This window comes from Nocardia brevicatena NBRC 12119 (genome assembly GCF_000308495.1).
GTDB classification, from domain to species: Bacteria; Actinomycetota; Actinomycetes; order Mycobacteriales; family Mycobacteriaceae; genus Nocardia; species Nocardia brevicatena.
Map to the genome: position 1 here is coordinate 115,943 of NZ_BAFU01000055.1, position 15,782 is coordinate 131,724.

Here is a 15,782-nt window from a genome sequence, read left to right on the forward strand (position 1 = left end):
GCCGGGACGGCGCGGCGGATGCGAATACCGCTACCGATGTGCGGTGTGCTGCCGCTATACGTTGAAGTACTTGGCCTCCGGATGTAGCAACACGAACGCGTCGGTGGACTGCTCGGGGTGCAACTGCAGTTCCTCCGACAGCGTCACCCCGATCCGCTCGGCCTCGAGCAGATCGACCAGTTTGGCACGGTCCTCCAGATCCGGGCAGGAACCGTATCCGAACGAATAGCGCGCGCCCCGATAGCCGAGTTTGAAATAGTCCGTGACGTCGGCCGGATCGGACTCGGCGACGGAGTGCCCCTCCAGGACCAACTCCTCGCGAATACGCCGATGCCAGTATTCGGCCAATGCCTCGGTGAGCTGGACGCCGATACCGTGTACCTCGAGGTAGTCGCGGTAATTGTCCGTGGCGAACAGCTCATTGGCGAAATCGGCGATCGGCCGGCCCATGGTCACCAACTGGAACGGCAACACGTCCACCTGCCCGGTCTCCCTCGCGTATGCGCGTGAGCGCACGAAATCCGCGATGCACAGGAATCGGTCGCGCTGCTGACGCGGGAAGGTGAACCGATACCGCTGGGGCGCATCGGGTTCCGGTTCGGTGAGCACGACCACGTCGTCACCCTCGGAGACGACCGGAAAGTATCCGTACACCACCGCCGCATGCTGCAGCACGCCTGCGGTGCTGAGCCGGTCGAGCCAGGCGCGCAGTCGCGGTCGGCCCTCGGTTTCCACCAGTTCCTCGTAGTCGGGACCGTCACCGCCGCGCTGTCCACGCAACCCCCACTGCCCGAGGAACAGCGCCCGCTCGTCCAGCAGGCCCGCGTACTCGTGCACCGACAGGCCCTTCACCAGTCGGGTGCCCCAGAACGGCGGTACCGGAACCGGCAGATCTGCGGCCACATCCGAGCGTTCGGGCACCTCGATCGGGGTTTCGGCGGCCCGGCGTTCGGCGGCGATCCGTTTGGACCGTTCGTGGCGGGCCTTGCGCTCGGCGGCCTTCTCCCGTTCGGCGATCGCCTCCGGACTGTCGGGAGCCGGGCCCTCCCCGCGTTTGCGGGCCATGATCTCGTCCATGAGCCGCAAGCCCTCGAAGGCATCCCGCGCGTAGTGCACCTCGCCCTCGTAGACCTCGGTGAGATCGTTCTCCACATAGGAGCGGGTGAGCGCCGCACCCCCCAGCAGCACCGGGAACTGGTCGGCCACACCCTTGCCGTTGAGCTCCTCGAGGTTCTCCTTCATCACCACGGTGGATTTCACCAGCAGCCCGGACATGCCGATCACATCGGCCTTCTTGTCCACCGCCGCGTCGAGAATGCTCGTGATGGGCTGTTTGATACCGAGGTTGACCACCTCGTAGCCGTTGTTGGACAGGATGATGTCGACCAGGTTCTTGCCGATATCGTGCACATCGCCCTTGACGGTGGCCAACACGATCCGGCCCTTACCGCTGTCGTCGGTGGACTCCATATGCGGTTCCAGATGTGCCACCGCGGCCTTCATCACCTCGGCCGACTGCAGCACGAACGGCAGCTGCATCTGTCCGGAACCGAACAGCTCGCCGACGGTCTTCATCCCCGACAGCAGCGTCTCGTTGATGATCTGCAGCGGCGGCACCTGTCGCATGGCCTCGTCCAGGTCGGCCTCCATACCGTTACGCTCGCCGTCGACGATGCGCTGTTCGAGGCGTTCGAACAGCGGCAGCGCGGCCAGCGCGTCGGCCCGCGAGGCCTTGGAATCGGCGGCGGACACCCCCTCGAACAGCTGCATCAGCTTCTGCAAGGGGTCGTAGCCGTCGCGGCGGCGGTCGTAGACCAGATCGAGGGCGGTCTCGCGCTGTTCGTCCGGGATCCGGCTCGTCGGCAGGATTTTCGAGGCGTGCACGATGGCGCTGTCCAGCCCGGCCTGCACGCATTCGTGCATGAACACCGAGTTCAGCACCTGTCGCGCAGCCGGATTGAGGCCGAAGGAGATATTGGACAGGCCGAGTGTGGTCTGCACCCGCGGATGGCGGCGTTTCAGCTCCCGGATGGCCTCGATCGTTTCGAGACCGTCGCGGCGCGACTCCTCTTGGCCGGTGCCGAGGGTGAAGGTGAGCGTATCGATGATGATGTCGCTCTCGGACAGCCCCCAGTTGCCGGTGATATCGGTGATGAGGCGCTCGGCGATGGCCACCTTCTTCTCGGCGGTGCGGGCCTGGCCTTCCTCGTCGATGGTCAGTGCGACCACCGCGGCGCCGTGCTCGGCGACCAGGCGCATGGTCTGCTGATACCGCGAATCGGGACCGTCGCCGTCCTCGAAGTTCACCGAGTTGACCGCGCAGCGGCCGCCCAGATGTTCCAGACCGGCCCGCAGCACCGCGCTCTCGGTGGAGTCGAGCATGATGGGCAGGGTGGAGGCGGTGCCCAGCCGACCGGCCAGCGCGGCCATATCCGCGGTGCCGTCCCGGCCGACGTAGTCGACGCACAGGTCGAGCATATGGGCGCCGTCGCGGATCTGGTCCTTGGCGATATCGAGGCATTTCTGCCAGTCCTCGGCCAGCATGGCCTCGCGGAACGCCTTCGACCCGTTGGCATTGGTGCGCTCCCCGATCATCAGCACGCTGGCGTCCTGCTCGAACGGGACCGCCGTATAGGTGCTGGACACGCTCGGCTCGTGTACCGGGTCGCGACGCCGCCCGAGCGGCGGCAGAGTGGGCTCGACCTCGCGCACGGCCGCGGTGACCTGCCGGATGTGTTCGGGGGTGGTACCGCAGCAGCCGCCGACCAGCGCCAGTCCGAATTCGGAGACGAACCCGCGCAGCGCGGTCGCCAGTTCCTCCGGGGTCAGCGGGTACTCGGCGCCGCCCGGGCCGAGTACCGGCAGTCCGGCGTTCGGCATCACCGAGACCGGGATGCGGGCGTGTCGGGATAGATAGCGCAGGTGTTCGCTCATCTCGTCCGGGCCGGTGGCGCAGTTGAGCCCGATGACATCGATCCCGAGCGGTTCGAGCGCGGTCAGCGCCGCGCCGATCTCGCTGCCGACCAGCATGGTGCCGGTGGTCTCGACGGTGACGTGGGTGATGATCGGGACCCGCCGGCCGAGGCGGCGCATGGCCTCTTTGGTGCCGTTGACCGCGGCCTTCACCTGCAACAGGTCCTGGCAGGTCTCGATGAGGACGCCGTCGGCGCCGCCGTCGAGCATGCCCAGCGCCGCCTCGGTGTAGGCGTCGCGCAGGACCGCGTAGGGGGCGTGTCCCAGCGTGGGCAGTTTCGTACCCGGGCCCATCGAACCGAGCACGTATTTCGGGGTGCCGCCGGGACCGGGGCCCATTTCGTCGGCCACCTCGCGGGCCAGGCGGGTGCCCTTCTCGGACAGTTCCCGAATGCGGTCGGCGATATCGTAATCGCCCAGGTTGGGCAGATTGCAGCCGAAGGTGTTCGTCTCCACGGCGTCGGCGCCCGCCGCGAAATAGGCGCGGTGTATCTCGCGCAGCACGTCGGGCCGGGTGTCGTTGAGGATCTCGTTGCACCCCTCCAGGCCGCGGAAGTCGTCGAGCGACAGGTCCGCGGCCTGCAGCATGGTGCCCATCGCGCCGTCGCCGATGACGACACGCCGGGAGAGCGTGTCGAGCAGGGTGGTGTCGTACTCGACGGGGAGGGACGCAGACATGGATTCCAGGGTAGTGCTTGGCACCGTCTTTCCGGCCCCCTACACCGCTTCCGCCCGGGCCTCGGCCTCGGCCGGGTGACGGAACTCACGGTAGGCGCGGGTTCTGCCCACCATACCGGGGCCGGGAAGATAAACACGACGCCCCCTCGCCCGAGACACCGTAGGCTGGCAGGGATGGATGCCAGTGAACTGCCGGTAAACGGGCCCGACCTTCCCTCGCTGCGGGACCCGATACTGGTTGCTGCCTTCGAGGGGTGGAACGACGCGGGCGATGCCGCCAGCGGGGCGGTGGAGCATCTCGAGCTGATCTGGGACGCCCGCCCGCTGGCCGAACTCGATTCCGAGGACTATTACGACTACCAGGTCAACCGCCCGATGGTACGCCAGGTGGACGGCGTCACCCGGGAGATCGTGTGGCCGGCGACGGTGCTGTCGGTGTGCTCGCCGCCGGGCAGCGACCGCGATGTGGTGCTGTTGCGCGGGATCGAACCGAATATGCGGTGGCGGCGGTTCTGCGCGGATCTGCTGGAGTTCGTCGACCGGTTGGGGGTGCAGACCGTTGTCATACTCGGCGCCCTGCTGGCCGACACGCCGCATACCCGGCCGGTGCCGGTGACCGGTTCCGCCTACAGCAAGGAGGCGGCGCAGCGGTTCAACCTGGAGCAGACCCGGTACGAGGGCCCCACCGGGATCACCGGGGTTCTGCAGGATCAGTGCGTCAAGGCGGGTGTACCGGCGGTGTCCTTCTGGGCCGCGGTCCCACACTATGTCTCCCAGCCCCCGAATCCGAAGGCGACCATCGCCCTGCTGCACCGGGTCGAGGACGTCCTCGATATCGAGGTCCCACTGCGGGACCTGCCGCGACAGGCCGAGGAGTGGGAGGCGACGGTCAACGAGATGACCGTCGCCGACGAGGAGATCAGTGAGTATGTGCGCTCGCTGGAGGAGCGCGGCGACGCCGCCACCGATCTCGACGAGACAATGGCCGAGATCGATGGCGACGCCATCGCCGCCGAGTTCGAAAAATATCTCCGTAGGCGTGGGCCCGGCAGTTTCGGGCGCTGAGCCGGCTTCCCCTTCGGCACCGGCACCCGTCCTTGCCGCGCGTGCTCACCCGCGGCGCGCTGCTCAGCTGTTCACGGTCCACACCCGAGCCGCGGCATCGGTGGCCAGTTTCGCGATCAACAGCTCTCGCGGAATGGTATGACCGGCAAGGTGGTCGAGCGACGGCACCACGACATGATGTGCGTCCGCACGCCGGAGTTCGCGGGTGAGCTCGGCGAACGCCGTCCCGTCACCCCCGGACGATTCGTGGAATGTCGCGGCGAAACACAACCCTTCGGCATCGGCCAGGTCGCGTAGCGCGGCCTCCATATCTTCGCTCTCGTCCTCGGCCAGATCATCGCGTAAATACCCGTAGATCAACGCTTCCACCCGAACCTCCTGAATCTTCCCCGCGAGACCGCGGGGGACCATTACTGCTCCGGGATCAAGGCCCCGCGTTCGCGGGGGTGTTGCCTGTACCGGCCGACGGGCCGATCCGGTTCGATTATGACCGATCATTCTCCCGGACAGTAGATGTCAAACGGGGGACATCCGCATGCCCTCTTCGACCCACTGGGAGTTAGCTGGTGCGATACTACCGGCGTGCCTACTTCTGATGATCGGCCCCTCTGGGCTGTCCGCATGCGTTCCGAACGCGACGCTCGGGGGTGGTCACAAGCCGATGCCGTGCGCGCCATGCGGGCCAAGTCGTCACACAATCTGCCCACCGACAGCACCCTGTTGCGCAACTGGCGCCGTTGGGAATCCGGCGAGTCACGTCCGGACGACTTCTACGCCCCCCTCATCGCCGCCGCTTTCGATACCGTGACGGCGGCGTTCTTTCCCAAGGCCAGACCCAATCGCGACGACGAGCTCTTGACGGCCACCGGGATGGACACGCTCGAATTCATGGGCCGACTCCGCATCTCGGATGTCTCACCCGCCACATTGGATGCCATCCGTTTCACCGCCCAGCGCCTGTGCTGCGAATACTCCACCGCGGACCCGCACGAACTGCATCGCGAGGCCGCCGGCTGGCTGCGGCGGATCTCCGCGCTCCTGGACGGCAGAATCACCCTGGCCCAGCACCGAGAGGTCTTGACCCTGGCCGGATGGGTGGCACTGCTGATCGGCTGCCTCGACTACGACATGGGGCGGCGCAACAACGCCGAAGCGACACGGCGGGCCGCGATGTCGTTGGGCCAGGAGGCCGAGGATCCCGAAATCATCGGCTGGAGCGCGGAGTTGGCCGCCTGGTTCGCGCTCACCCAGGGCAACCACCGGGGCGCGCTCCAGGCGGCGGAAGCGGTGCCCGCGGCCTGCACCCGGTCGGGTGTCGGGGTGCAGTTGGCGGCCCAGCGTGCCAAGGCCTGGGCGCGACTGGGCGATCGCGGCGAAGTGGATGCCGCGCTGGCCGAGGGCCGGGAAATCCTGGAGCGCCTGGGCCATCCCGCCGATATCAACAACCATTTCGTCATCGACCCGCAGAAATTCGATTTCTACGCCATGGACTGCTGTCGGGTCGCCGGCGACGACACCCGGGCCGAAAGCTACGCCCGGGCGGTCCTCGCCGAAGCCCTCGGCCCCGACGGCACGGCCCGCAATCCGATGCGGGTGGCGGAAGCCCGACTCACCCTGGCCTCGGTCGCGGTGCGCCGCCGGGATCTGGAACTGGCGGTCGAGGAGGGCACCCGCGCCTTCACCGGCCGACGCCGCTCACTTCCCTCGTTGCTGTGGATCGCGGGCGAGGTGGCGCAGGAGATGGTCGCACGCTATCCGGGAGATCCACGCACCCATGCGTATCTCGACGAGTTGCGGGGCCTGGCGAGCGAATGAGAGGCTGCCTCAGCGCATACTCGCGTCGGGGATCCGGGGCGGGCACGGTGTACCGGGAACGGTGACCAGTTCGAAATGCCACCATTCGTTGTCGAATGTCCGGCACAGTCCCCAGCGGTTGCCGTTGAACTCCAGCCACAGTGTGCCGGGGAACGGAGCCACATCGATGGCGCGCCCGGTGACATGGGTGGATTCCGCCGGCGGCAGCACCCACCGGCGGGCCTCCTCGGGGTTGCCGTAGGTGCGCAGCCCCTCCTCCCACATCCGCTGCTGTTCTTCCCTGCTGCGATAGCCGGAGTTGATCCACAGCGGCACGCCGCGTGCGTGGGCCTCCTCCTCGGCCATGGTGTAGGCGACGGCGAGAAGGGGGTGCAGCCCTTCGGTGCCGGCGGCGGCGACGGCGTACCCGGGAACCGGCACTCCAGAGCCGATCACCGTACGCGCTCGGGGAACCGGATCGATCACCGGGACCGCGTCCGACTGGGGTTCCGCGTGCGCCACAGGCGCGCCCGCAGGCATAGCGGCGGCCAGAATCGCGGCGAGCGCGGCGGCCGCGACGGTAGCCGCCGGCGACCGGATCGGCAGGGCGCGCACGCGAGTCGTCATGAAGATCATCCTATCCGGCGGCACACACCTCGACGGCCACGTGAAGGACACAACCCCGTATTGTGAAAAGTAATATTTTCATAGTGGTGCGCCATCGATGGAACTCGTAACCCGCGCTACCGCAAAACTTTCGGAAGCCATCAGGGAAGCGGGCCATACGGGACCGACCGACTTCCCGGCTGCCTCAGACGCGTTCCTCGGACCGGGTACACACCCGCAGAGCGATCGGCTTCTGGGTTTCGGCGAAGAAATCGTTACCCTTGTCGTCCACCACGATGAAGGCGGGGAAATCCTCCACCTCGATCTTCCAGACCGCCTCCATCCCCAGCTCGGGGTATTCGAGCACCTCCACCGAGACGACCCTGGCGACCGCTGGAGACCACAATCGCCCCGCGGCGGATTCGACCCGGCCCCCGTTCCTCGAATCGACCCGTGAGGCCGGCCCCTGAACCCACGCCCCATGGGGTCCGCCGTGCCGTGACGTACGGCGGACCCCGCGGCGCCGACCGGATGTACGACCCCGGCGGTGTTCAGGGCCTACCTTCGGGCCACCACAGCGCGACCGTCAATCCGAGCAGACCCAGCACCAGTTGCACCAGCACCACATCAGCCATCCACCGGCCGATCCCACCGGTGGCCGGCCCCGGCCCAGCGGTGACCGCGCGGATAGAGGCACATCGGTGTGATGAGTGCCGCGATACCGGCGACCAGGTGCCGGACCGCCTCGGTATGCTCGAATCCGGGCACGACGACCGCCCGGGCCTCCCATTCCCCGATGTGGCGCGCCGGCGCCAACGCGGTCACCCGCGGACCCGCGTCCGTGACGACGGTGAACACCAGCCGGAATCCGTGCCGTGCCGCCAGTTCGTGCAGGTCCACGGCGGGTACGGGGACATCGCGCCGGACCAGGGCGATAGCGGCGGGGCGGTCACCGATAACCATCGGGGCCGTCCGTTCCCACACACCAGCACCGAACGGCATGCGCGATGTACTCCAGCCGTTCGATGGACGGCAACACCGCCGCCGGTCCGTCCGGTATCCCGGTCGTCCCCGGCACGCGGGTGGGTAGCCGCGCCGGACCCGACGCGCTCGATCTGTACTGGTTCGGCAATCCATTGGCACGCATGAGTAATCACCTGCTCCTGGCATAGTGTTGGCGAGCACCCGGCGCAGGGTCCAACAGGGCATCAGCGACCAAACTGTGAATGGTGGACCACCAGTTCGCGGCGCTCCTGGCGTTGATCTGGTGTCCCCCAGGGTTTCTGGAGGTGGCCTGCGCCGGGTGCGTCCTCAGTAGACAAGGGCAACAGCGGAGTTCGGAAGCTTCTGGTACGTCAATTCCTGAAAAAATTTGCAATATTCCAGTTTGCCCTCCGCGCATTCCAATTCGAGGCAGACTGCGTTCCAGTGCGGGATGTGGAGGCCCGTGCGAAGGGGAGTGGGATGACAGGCAGGGAGACCGACAGCACTTTCGCGCGACGGATGCTGGGGAGGCAGCTACGAAACCTGCGCGAGACTTCGGGAGTCAGTGTCCAAGCGGCCAGGCAGGCCATCGGCGTAGGGCATCAGACCCTATGGCGCTTGGAGACCGGACAGTCCACACGCATCTCGGCCTTACAGGTGCGGGAGCTGTGCCGGATCTACAAGGCACCCAAGGAGGTTACAGATGTCCTGCTGGACCTTCTGAGCGGACTGTCATACAAGTCGTGGTGGCACGCCTACCGCGAGGCGGTACCGAAGGACTTCGACCTGTACCTGGGGCTGGAGATCGCGGCCAACCGGTTCGTGAGTTATGCGCCGACATTGCTGCCCGGCCTGGTACAGACCCAGCCCTACCGGCGGGCGATGGCCTGGGCAGGGAATCCGGGGATGTCGACCATAGAGGTCGAGCAACGTATCGAGATCGCGGCCCGAAGGCAATCACGCCTACGCGATGATCCCGACCTGCAAGTAGAGATTCTCCTGAGCGAGGCGGTGCTCCGCCAACGGATCGGAGGCGGAGCCGTCATGGCCGAGCAGTTGCGTTACCTGGCCGAGGTGAGCTGGCTGCCGAATGTATCCCTTCGAGCCGTACCGTTCGGCACCACCCACGTCGGCTTGGAAGTCGGGCTGTTCGTGCTGCTGGAATTCCCGGAGCAGCGCAACGCGTGGATGTCGGAGCCGCCGGTTGTGTACGTTCAAGGCTATACCAGCGACCAATACCTGGAGCGTCCGGAAGAGATCGCCCGATATCGGGATGTCGCTTCCCGCATCGAGCAATCGGCGCTGGACGAGCACGAGACCAGGGACCTGGTTCTGAAAATCGCGAAGGAGCACGATGAACAGCGTTGACCTATCGGAAGCACGGTGGTTCAAGAGCAGCCGCAGCGCCAGTAACAAGGAATGCGTCGAGGCGGCGCACCTGGGCAGCGGGTTCGTCGGCGTTCGCGACTCCAAGAATCCGACCGGCCCGGCCCTGGTCTTCACACCCGGTGAGTGGGATGCCTTCCTGGCCGGTGCCAAGTCCGGAGAATTCGACCGACCGTAGTCCCTGAGTACAGGCCCCTGCCCGGAGGCGAGTCCCTCGGTCGCCGCGCCCCTCGAGAGGATGCGGTGACGGCGACCGAGTTTCGCTTCCGGCCGATGCCCCCATATGCGCTCCACTCCCCCACTCAACAGCAGAACGACAGGGTCGGACCCTGAACCTGCGAACCATGATGCGCCAGTAGGGAAGTCGGAGGCTGCGGGTAGTTTCGCGGTCATGCCCGCCCAACCGTCGAATCCGCACGACGCGTACTTCCGGCACGTCCTGGCTCGCCCCGCCGACGCCGCCTCGGAACTACGCGCCGCACTCCCGGAGGCCCTCACCCGACGGATCGACTGGAACCGGTTACAGCTACAGCCGGGTAGCTTCGTCTCCACCGAACTACGCTCCCGCTACAGCGACTTGCTCTACCGCACCCACCTCGACGGCCACACCGCGTACATCTATCTCCTCATCGAACACCAGAGCAGCAGTGACCGGTTCATGCCACTGCGCATCCTCGAATACCTGGTCAACATCTGGAACCAGCACCGCGACCATCATCCGAAGGCCCGCACCCTGCCCGCCGTCATCCCCTTGGTCATCCACAGCAACAGCACCGGCCAGGCCTGGAACGCCCCCACCGAGATATCGGACCTCATCGACCTCGACCCTGGCACCCGGGATATCCTACAGCCGCATCTGCCGCGGCTCAGATTCCTCCTCGACGATATTGCCGCCACCGACCTGACCGCGCTGCGCGCCCGCGACCTCACTCCCGCGACCCGCGTCATGTTGGCCCTGCACAAGATCGCCCCCCGCAATACCGGCCTCGGCTCCGATATGCTGGAACTGGTCGACGACCTGCGAGCCCTGTCCACGGGACCGCACCCGGTCAGCGAGCTCCAGGCCGTCATGACCTACATACTCATAGTTGGCGACACCACCGAAGACGACCTCGACCCGTTGATCGAGCAACTCGGTCCCCGAGCCAAGGAGGCAATCATGACCACAGCCGACAGGCTCCGCGCCGAAGGCCGCGCCCAAGAGCGGGCGGAAGGCCGCATCGCAACCTTGATCGAGCTGCTGACCGTCAAGTTCGGTCCAGTACCCGACACAACGATCCGCATGATCCGCGCTGCCGCCCCCGACAGTATCGACACCTGGCTTCATCGCCTCATCACAGCCACCACACTCGACCAGGTCTTCGCCTGACGACCCCGCGAAACGCCCGGCTGGTTGGAGAGGCCGGGCGTTTCGTCGTCAGCTGGACTCGTCGAATCGTGACTCGATCACTCGACGCAGAAGTGCTCGGCTGCTCGCACCAACGCTTGTCCCGGCGATGTGTCACTTCCCTATCCCCGGTTGTCGCTCCGCTAACCGGATGACCGGGCGTCCAAGAATCCGACCGGCCCGACCCTGGTCTCACGCCAGGGATCCGTATGGTCGGACAGCATTTCGACGAGGGCGACGGCATCTGCGACGAATTCGTCTCGAGCCGATTTCTCACCGATGAGCCGGCCACTCTGCTTGCCGACCGAGGATTCCGACAGGGCGTAGTCGGCGAATAGCAGTTCCTTCACGAACTGGCGGACCTGGTTGAGCGGAAACACCGCTTGCGATGCCTTGGGCAGGGCCGATGAGGTGGAGTCGATGCGGCCGTGGAAGAACCGCGTGAGGTCGATGATATCGGCGAGCACGCCGTTGATCGGTTCGCGAGTGTTGTACACCGCCAACAGGCTGGACGGGATCGCCTCGGCCTGGGCGGCGTCCGCGAAGTCCTGGTGGATGCGCCGGATATCGGCCATCCGCTTGTATCGAGCGCTCACACCGCCCCGGGTGCTCACCTCGGACGGTGAAGCGCTCACCGGAGCGTATCGGCGCACGGGCCTACCGGCCGCAGCGCCGGCCGGAATGCCGGTGTCCGCCGGGACCGTCGAAGGGCGAGCCCGCGTCGTATCGGATATCGGGCAAGCCGAACTCGCGGCGGGCGATATCCTGGTCACCGCCTCCACCGATCCGAGCCGGCCTCCCCTGTTCGTAGTGATCGAGGGTCTGGTGACAGAGGTGGGCGGACTGATGACCCACGGCGTGGTGACCGCACGGGAATACGGCTTACCGGCCGTTGTCGGTGTGGAGCACGCCACCCGGCGGATCCGCGTGCACGGCACAGGCGGGTACGTCGAGGTCCTGCCTCCGCAGGCCGGATGAGGCGACGAGAAGCACGCCGAGGTGGCCGTAACAGGACACAGCCGAAGAGCTCAGACCCGCTCTTTGGACCTGGTCCGCACGCGCAGGGCGATCGGCTTCTGGGTTTCGGCGAAGAAATCGTTGCCCTTGTCGTCCACCACGATGAAGGCAGGGAAGTCCTCCACCTCGATCTTCCAGACGGCCTCCATCCCCAGCTCGGGGTATTCGAGCACCTCCACCGATTTGATGCAGTCCAGGGCGAGCCGGGCGGCGGGGCCGCCGATCGAACCGAGATAGAACCCGCCGTGCTCCTTACAGGCCCGGGTGACCTGCGCCGACCGGTTGCCCTTGGCCAGCATCACATACGAACCGCCCGCGGCCTGGAACTGGTCGACATAGGAGTCCATCCGACCCGCGGTGGTGGGCCCGAACGAACCGGAGGCATAGCCGTCGGGGGTCTTGGCCGGGCCCGCGTAGTACACGGCCATATCCCGCAGGTACTGCGGCATCTCCTCGCCGGCGTCGAGACGCTCCTTGATCTTCGCGTGCGCGATATCGCGGGCCACCACCAGCGGCCCGGACAGCGAAAGCCGGGTTTTGACCGGGTATTTCGACAGTTCGGCGCGAATCTCGGACATCGGCCGGTTCAGGTCGATACGCACCACATCGCCGCCGAGGATCTCATCGGTCTGCTCCGGAAGATACTGCGCGGGTTCGCGTTCCAGCTGTTCCAGGAACACGCCCTCGGGAGTGATCTTGGCCAGGGCCTGGCGGTCGGCCGAACAGGAAACCGCCAGCGCCACCGGGCAGCTCGCACCGTGTCGGGGCAGGCGGATCACCCGGACGTCGTGGCAGAAGTACTTGCCACCGAATTGGGCGCCGATCCCGAACGACTGGGTCAGCTTGAACACTTCCTCCTCGAGCGCGATATCGCGGAAGGCGTGCCCGGCCATCGACCCCTCGGTAGGCAGATTGTCCAGATAGTGCGCGGAGGCGTATTTCGCGGTCTTCACAGCGAATTCGGCGCTGGTACCGCCGATCACCACGGCGAGGTGATACGGCGGGCAGGCCGCGGTACCCAGCGAGCGGATCTTCTCGTCCAGGAATTCCAGCATCCGCGTCGGGTTCAGAATGGCCTTGGTCTCCTGATACAGGAACGACTTGTTCGCCGAACCGCCGCCCTTGGCCATGAACAGGAACTTGTACGACGGATGCGCGGGATCGCCCGCGGTGGAATACAGTTCGACCTGGGCGGGCAGATTGGAGCCGGTGTTCTTCTCCTCCCACATGGTCAGCGGGGCGAGCTGCGAATAGCGCAGGTTCAATTCGGTGTAGGCGTCGAAAACGCCGCGACTGATCCACTCGGCGTCGTCGACACCGGTGAGCACGCCCTCGGACTTCTTGCCCATGACGATCGCGGTACCGGTGTCCTGGCACATGGGCAGGATTCCACCGGCGGAGATATTGACGTTCTTCAACAGATCCAGCGCGACGAAGCGGTCGTTGCCACTGGACTCCGGATCGTCGATGATGCGGCGCAACTGGGCCAGGTGCGCGGGCCGCAGGAAGTGGCTGATGTCGTGCATCGCCTCGGCGGTGAGCATCCGCAGCACTTCGGGATCGACCTGCATGAACGTCCGGCCGCCGTATTCGAAGGTGGTGACGCCCTCGGTGGTGAGCAACCGGTATGGGGTGTCGTCGGCGCCGATCGGGAGCAAGTCTGAATAGCGGAATTCCGGCGCGGTCACCGATCGCACTCCTTCGCGGTGGGCAGCGGGTTGAGCACAGTGAGCCTAGCGACCGACCGACATTAACCCACGGTCAGGCCACCCGTTCGTCACGGAACGGGGCGAAATCCGCGAATCCGCAGCGGCCCTCGCACGTCCACCGCCGGTGATCGGCGACCGTGCGACTCGGTATCCGACGATGCCCGGCATATCCGAACACCACCGCGACGGCACCGGTCGACGCGACGATATCGAGATACGGACGACCGGGCTCCGACGAAACGGACCACCCCGGCCGGGCACGAATTCGTCGAGAGAGACGACGCCGATCCGCGCCCGCCGAAACCACCCGGGTGATGGAGAGGGCACCCCTCGGCGGATCACCGCCGCCGCGCGCCGGAACCCCCGCCGGCGATCATGTCTCCGGTCGGTACCGCGACGCCGCCCGACCGACCGCGAGTCGGGCGGGTGTCAGCTCGCCGCGGGCTCGGTGACCGCCGCCTTCTCGGTGCCGGCCGTGGACTCCGCGACCGGCCCGATCTCGGAGAGGATCGCGGTACCCGGCTCCGCCGGTACACCCAGCGCCCGCTCGAAACCGTCCGGTATCACGATGTCACCGCGGTCCAGGTCGGTGACCCGGGTCTTACGCAGCCCGAGCAGCGCCGAATCGATACCGCCGCGCAGAATGTCCAGAACGTTCTCCACCCCGGCCTGGCCGTTGGCCGCCAGACCCCACAGGTAGGCGCGGCCGACCATGACCGCGCGGGCGCCGAGCGCCACCGCCTTGACCACATCGCTGCCGCGCCGGATACCACCGTCGAGCAGGACCTCCACCTGCTCGCCCACCGCGTCGGCGATCACCGGCAGGGCGCGAATCGAGGCAGGGGTTCCGTCCAGGTTGTTGCCGCCGTGGTTGGACACCGAGAGGGCCGTCACCCCGGCGTCGACGGCGCGCAGGGCGTCGTCGACGCGCATGACGCCCTTGAGCATGACCGGCCCATCCCATTGCTCACACACCCAGCGCACATCGTCCCAGTCCGGGGGCGGGGTGCCCATCCATTCGCCGTAGGCGCCGAAGAACACCGGCGCGGGGGTGTCGCCGAGCGCCATGTTCGGCGCGGTCAGATCGGGCAGCGTCCCCGCCCGCAGATAGCGGGTCAACCAGCGCGGTTTGACCACGACCTGCGGAGCGAAACTCGCCATGGTGCGCAGGTTCAGCCGCTCCGGGATGACCGGGCTGCCCCAGTCACGGCCGTGTGAGAACGACCAGTCCAGAGTGAGGATCAGCCCCTTGGCGCCCGCGCTCTTCGCCCGCGCCATCCGGGCGGAGATATCGTCCTTGCCGCCGCACCAGTAGAGCTGGAAGAAGGTGGCCGGATTGGCCGCCACCACCTCCTCGATGGGCTTGCTCGCGAACGAGGAGAGCCCCATAACGGTGCCGCGGGCTGCGGCGGCCCGGGCCACCGCCACCTCACCGTCGGGGTGCACGGCCTGGACCCCGGTCGGCGAGATGAGCACCGGCATCGAGATCTGCTGTCCCATCACGGTGGTGGACTGGTCCCGTTCCCCGATCGGCCCGGCGACGTGCGGGGCGAAACCGAGTTCGGTGAACGCCGCCTGGTTGTCGTCGATGGTCTGGCCGCGCTCGGAGCCGGCGACGAGGGCGCCGTACACCGATTTCGGCAGCCGTTTCCTGGCCCGCCGATGTGCCTCGGCGACGGTTTCGAACCACGGGTTCATGTTCGCTCCTTGTGTGATGGCGCCGCCAGAGGCAGCGCGGGTCGAGGCCTCCGAGGTCTCGGGTCTTCTCTGCCTCCGCGACGCCGCCGACGCGACGCCGTTCCGGTCGGTCCAGACCCGAGATGGGCCCTGACCTGCGGGGTGGGGCCACGTGGTGGTGTTGGTCAAGGCCCTCCGCTCGGGGTCTTCGAGGTCTCGGGCCGCGGGGACAGTGGCCACCAGTTTCGGGCCGCGTCGTCCAGATCGGAGATCAATCGGTCGAGCAGGGCCGCGCCTTCGGTGGCGTCGGCGCCGGCCGGGTCGCCGAGGACTCCATTGGCGCTCACCGCCCGGACCCCGCCCTCCCGCAGCATCGGCAGAATCTGCGCCGGCGGACGACGCTCACCTGCCTCGGCCCGGTCGGCGCGCACCCGCTCGGGCGACAGCGCCAGTTGCAGGGCGGTTTCGGAGCGACCGGCATGGAGGTCGCCGTCGTAGCGGGGGGT

The 15,782-nt window shown here is 67.0% G+C and carries 15 protein-coding genes and 1 pseudogene; 7 read left to right on the forward strand and 9 right to left on the reverse strand.

Annotated features, from left to right (window positions below; translation table 11 throughout):
• Positions 1 to 54 precede the first annotated feature (54 nt).
• The gene (metH, locus tag ON20_RS13885) at positions 55 to 3,651 is read right to left on the reverse strand and encodes a methionine synthase (RefSeq protein ID WP_040835820.1); all 3,597 of its coding nucleotides are present in this window, start codon (positions 3,649 to 3,651) and stop codon (positions 55 to 57) included.
• Positions 3,652 to 3,825: 174 nt separating this feature from the next.
• Between metH and ON20_RS13890 the strand changes: the two genes are divergently transcribed.
• A complete protein-coding gene (locus tag ON20_RS13890) occupies positions 3,826 to 4,716 on the forward strand; it encodes a PAC2 family protein (protein WP_040835822.1) in 891 nt (296 codons plus the stop codon).
• 63 nt (positions 4,717 to 4,779) lie between these two features.
• On the opposite strand, the gene ON20_RS13895 is transcribed toward ON20_RS13890, so the two are convergent.
• Positions 4,780 to 5,085, reverse strand: coding sequence for a recombinase family protein (locus ON20_RS13895; RefSeq protein ID WP_040835898.1), 306 nt, complete (start codon positions 5,083 to 5,085; stop codon positions 4,780 to 4,782).
• A gap of 252 nt (positions 5,086 to 5,337) precedes the next feature.
• On the opposite strand from ON20_RS13895, the gene ON20_RS13900 reads away from it, so the two are divergent.
• On the forward strand, positions 5,338 to 6,531 hold the full coding sequence (locus ON20_RS13900; RefSeq protein ID WP_218002516.1) for an NsdA family TPR-like regulatory protein: 1,194 nt from the start codon (positions 5,338 to 5,340) through the stop codon (positions 6,529 to 6,531).
• A 9-nt stretch (positions 6,532 to 6,540) separates the two neighbouring features.
• Here ON20_RS13900 and ON20_RS13905 read toward each other — a convergent pair whose 3' ends face one another.
• The 3 genes and pseudogenes from ON20_RS13905 to ON20_RS34450 all read right to left on the reverse strand — a co-directional run bounded on the left by ON20_RS13905 (position 6,541) and on the right by ON20_RS34450 (position 8,079).
• Entirely contained in the window at positions 6,541 to 7,137 is a 597-nt protein-coding gene (locus ON20_RS13905) for a M15 family metallopeptidase (protein WP_245547224.1), read from the reverse strand.
• A gap of 184 nt (positions 7,138 to 7,321) precedes the next feature.
• Positions 7,322 to 7,612: pseudogene (locus tag ON20_RS34445) on the reverse strand (fumarate hydratase C-terminal domain-containing protein); the annotation flags it as partial.
• A 131-nt stretch (positions 7,613 to 7,743) separates the two neighbouring features.
• Positions 7,744 to 8,079, reverse strand: a complete 336-nt coding sequence (locus tag ON20_RS34450; protein ID WP_245547225.1) for a hypothetical protein — start codon at positions 8,077 to 8,079, stop codon at positions 7,744 to 7,746.
• A gap of 62 nt (positions 8,080 to 8,141) precedes the next feature.
• Between ON20_RS34450 and ON20_RS36400 the strand changes: the two genes are divergently transcribed.
• The 4 genes from ON20_RS36400 (at position 8,142) to ON20_RS13925 (ending at position 10,855) form a co-directional block, all read left to right on the forward strand.
• Positions 8,142 to 8,288: a hypothetical protein gene (locus tag ON20_RS36400; RefSeq protein WP_218002517.1), complete on the forward strand. Its 147-nt coding sequence runs from the start codon at positions 8,142 to 8,144 to the stop codon at positions 8,286 to 8,288.
• Positions 8,289 to 8,580: 292 nt separating this feature from the next.
• Positions 8,581 to 9,468 carry a helix-turn-helix domain-containing protein gene (locus tag ON20_RS13915; RefSeq protein ID WP_040835907.1) on the forward strand — a complete coding sequence of 296 codons (888 nt, stop codon included), beginning with the start codon at positions 8,581 to 8,583 and terminating at the stop codon, positions 9,466 to 9,468.
• A complete protein-coding gene (locus tag ON20_RS13920) occupies positions 9,455 to 9,664 on the forward strand; it encodes a DUF397 domain-containing protein (protein WP_040835826.1) in 210 nt (69 codons plus the stop codon). The genes ON20_RS13915 and ON20_RS13920 overlap by 14 nt, the downstream gene beginning before the upstream one ends.
• A 213-nt stretch (positions 9,665 to 9,877) precedes the next feature.
• On the forward strand, positions 9,878 to 10,855 hold the full coding sequence (locus ON20_RS13925) for an Rpn family recombination-promoting nuclease/putative transposase (protein WP_040835828.1): 978 nt from the start codon (positions 9,878 to 9,880) through the stop codon (positions 10,853 to 10,855).
• 161 nt (positions 10,856 to 11,016) lie between these two features.
• Here ON20_RS13925 and ON20_RS13930 read toward each other — a convergent pair whose 3' ends face one another.
• Complete coding sequence (locus ON20_RS13930; RefSeq protein WP_245547226.1) at positions 11,017 to 11,508, reverse strand: DNA sulfur modification protein DndB; 492 nt, start codon at positions 11,506 to 11,508, stop codon at positions 11,017 to 11,019.
• A gap of 52 nt (positions 11,509 to 11,560) precedes the next feature.
• On the opposite strand from ON20_RS13930, the gene ON20_RS38870 reads away from it, so the two are divergent.
• Positions 11,561 to 11,851, forward strand: a complete 291-nt coding sequence (locus tag ON20_RS38870) for a PEP-utilizing enzyme (protein ID WP_245547227.1) — start codon at positions 11,561 to 11,563, stop codon at positions 11,849 to 11,851.
• A 50-nt stretch (positions 11,852 to 11,901) separates the two neighbouring features.
• Here the strand turns inward: ON20_RS38870 and ON20_RS13940 are convergent, their stop codons facing one another.
• From ON20_RS13940 to ON20_RS13955, 3 genes are all read right to left on the reverse strand, one after another.
• Entirely contained in the window at positions 11,902 to 13,578 is a 1,677-nt protein-coding gene (locus tag ON20_RS13940; RefSeq protein ID WP_051162435.1) for a fumarate hydratase, read from the reverse strand.
• A 450-nt stretch (positions 13,579 to 14,028) separates the two neighbouring features.
• A complete protein-coding gene (mftD, locus tag ON20_RS13950) occupies positions 14,029 to 15,297 on the reverse strand; it encodes a pre-mycofactocin synthase MftD (protein WP_083864905.1) in 1,269 nt (422 codons plus the stop codon).
• 164 nt (positions 15,298 to 15,461) lie between these two features.
• Positions 15,462 to 15,782 (reverse strand): creatininase family protein (locus tag ON20_RS13955; protein ID WP_040835838.1); only part of this gene is annotated, 321 nt, incomplete at its 5' end.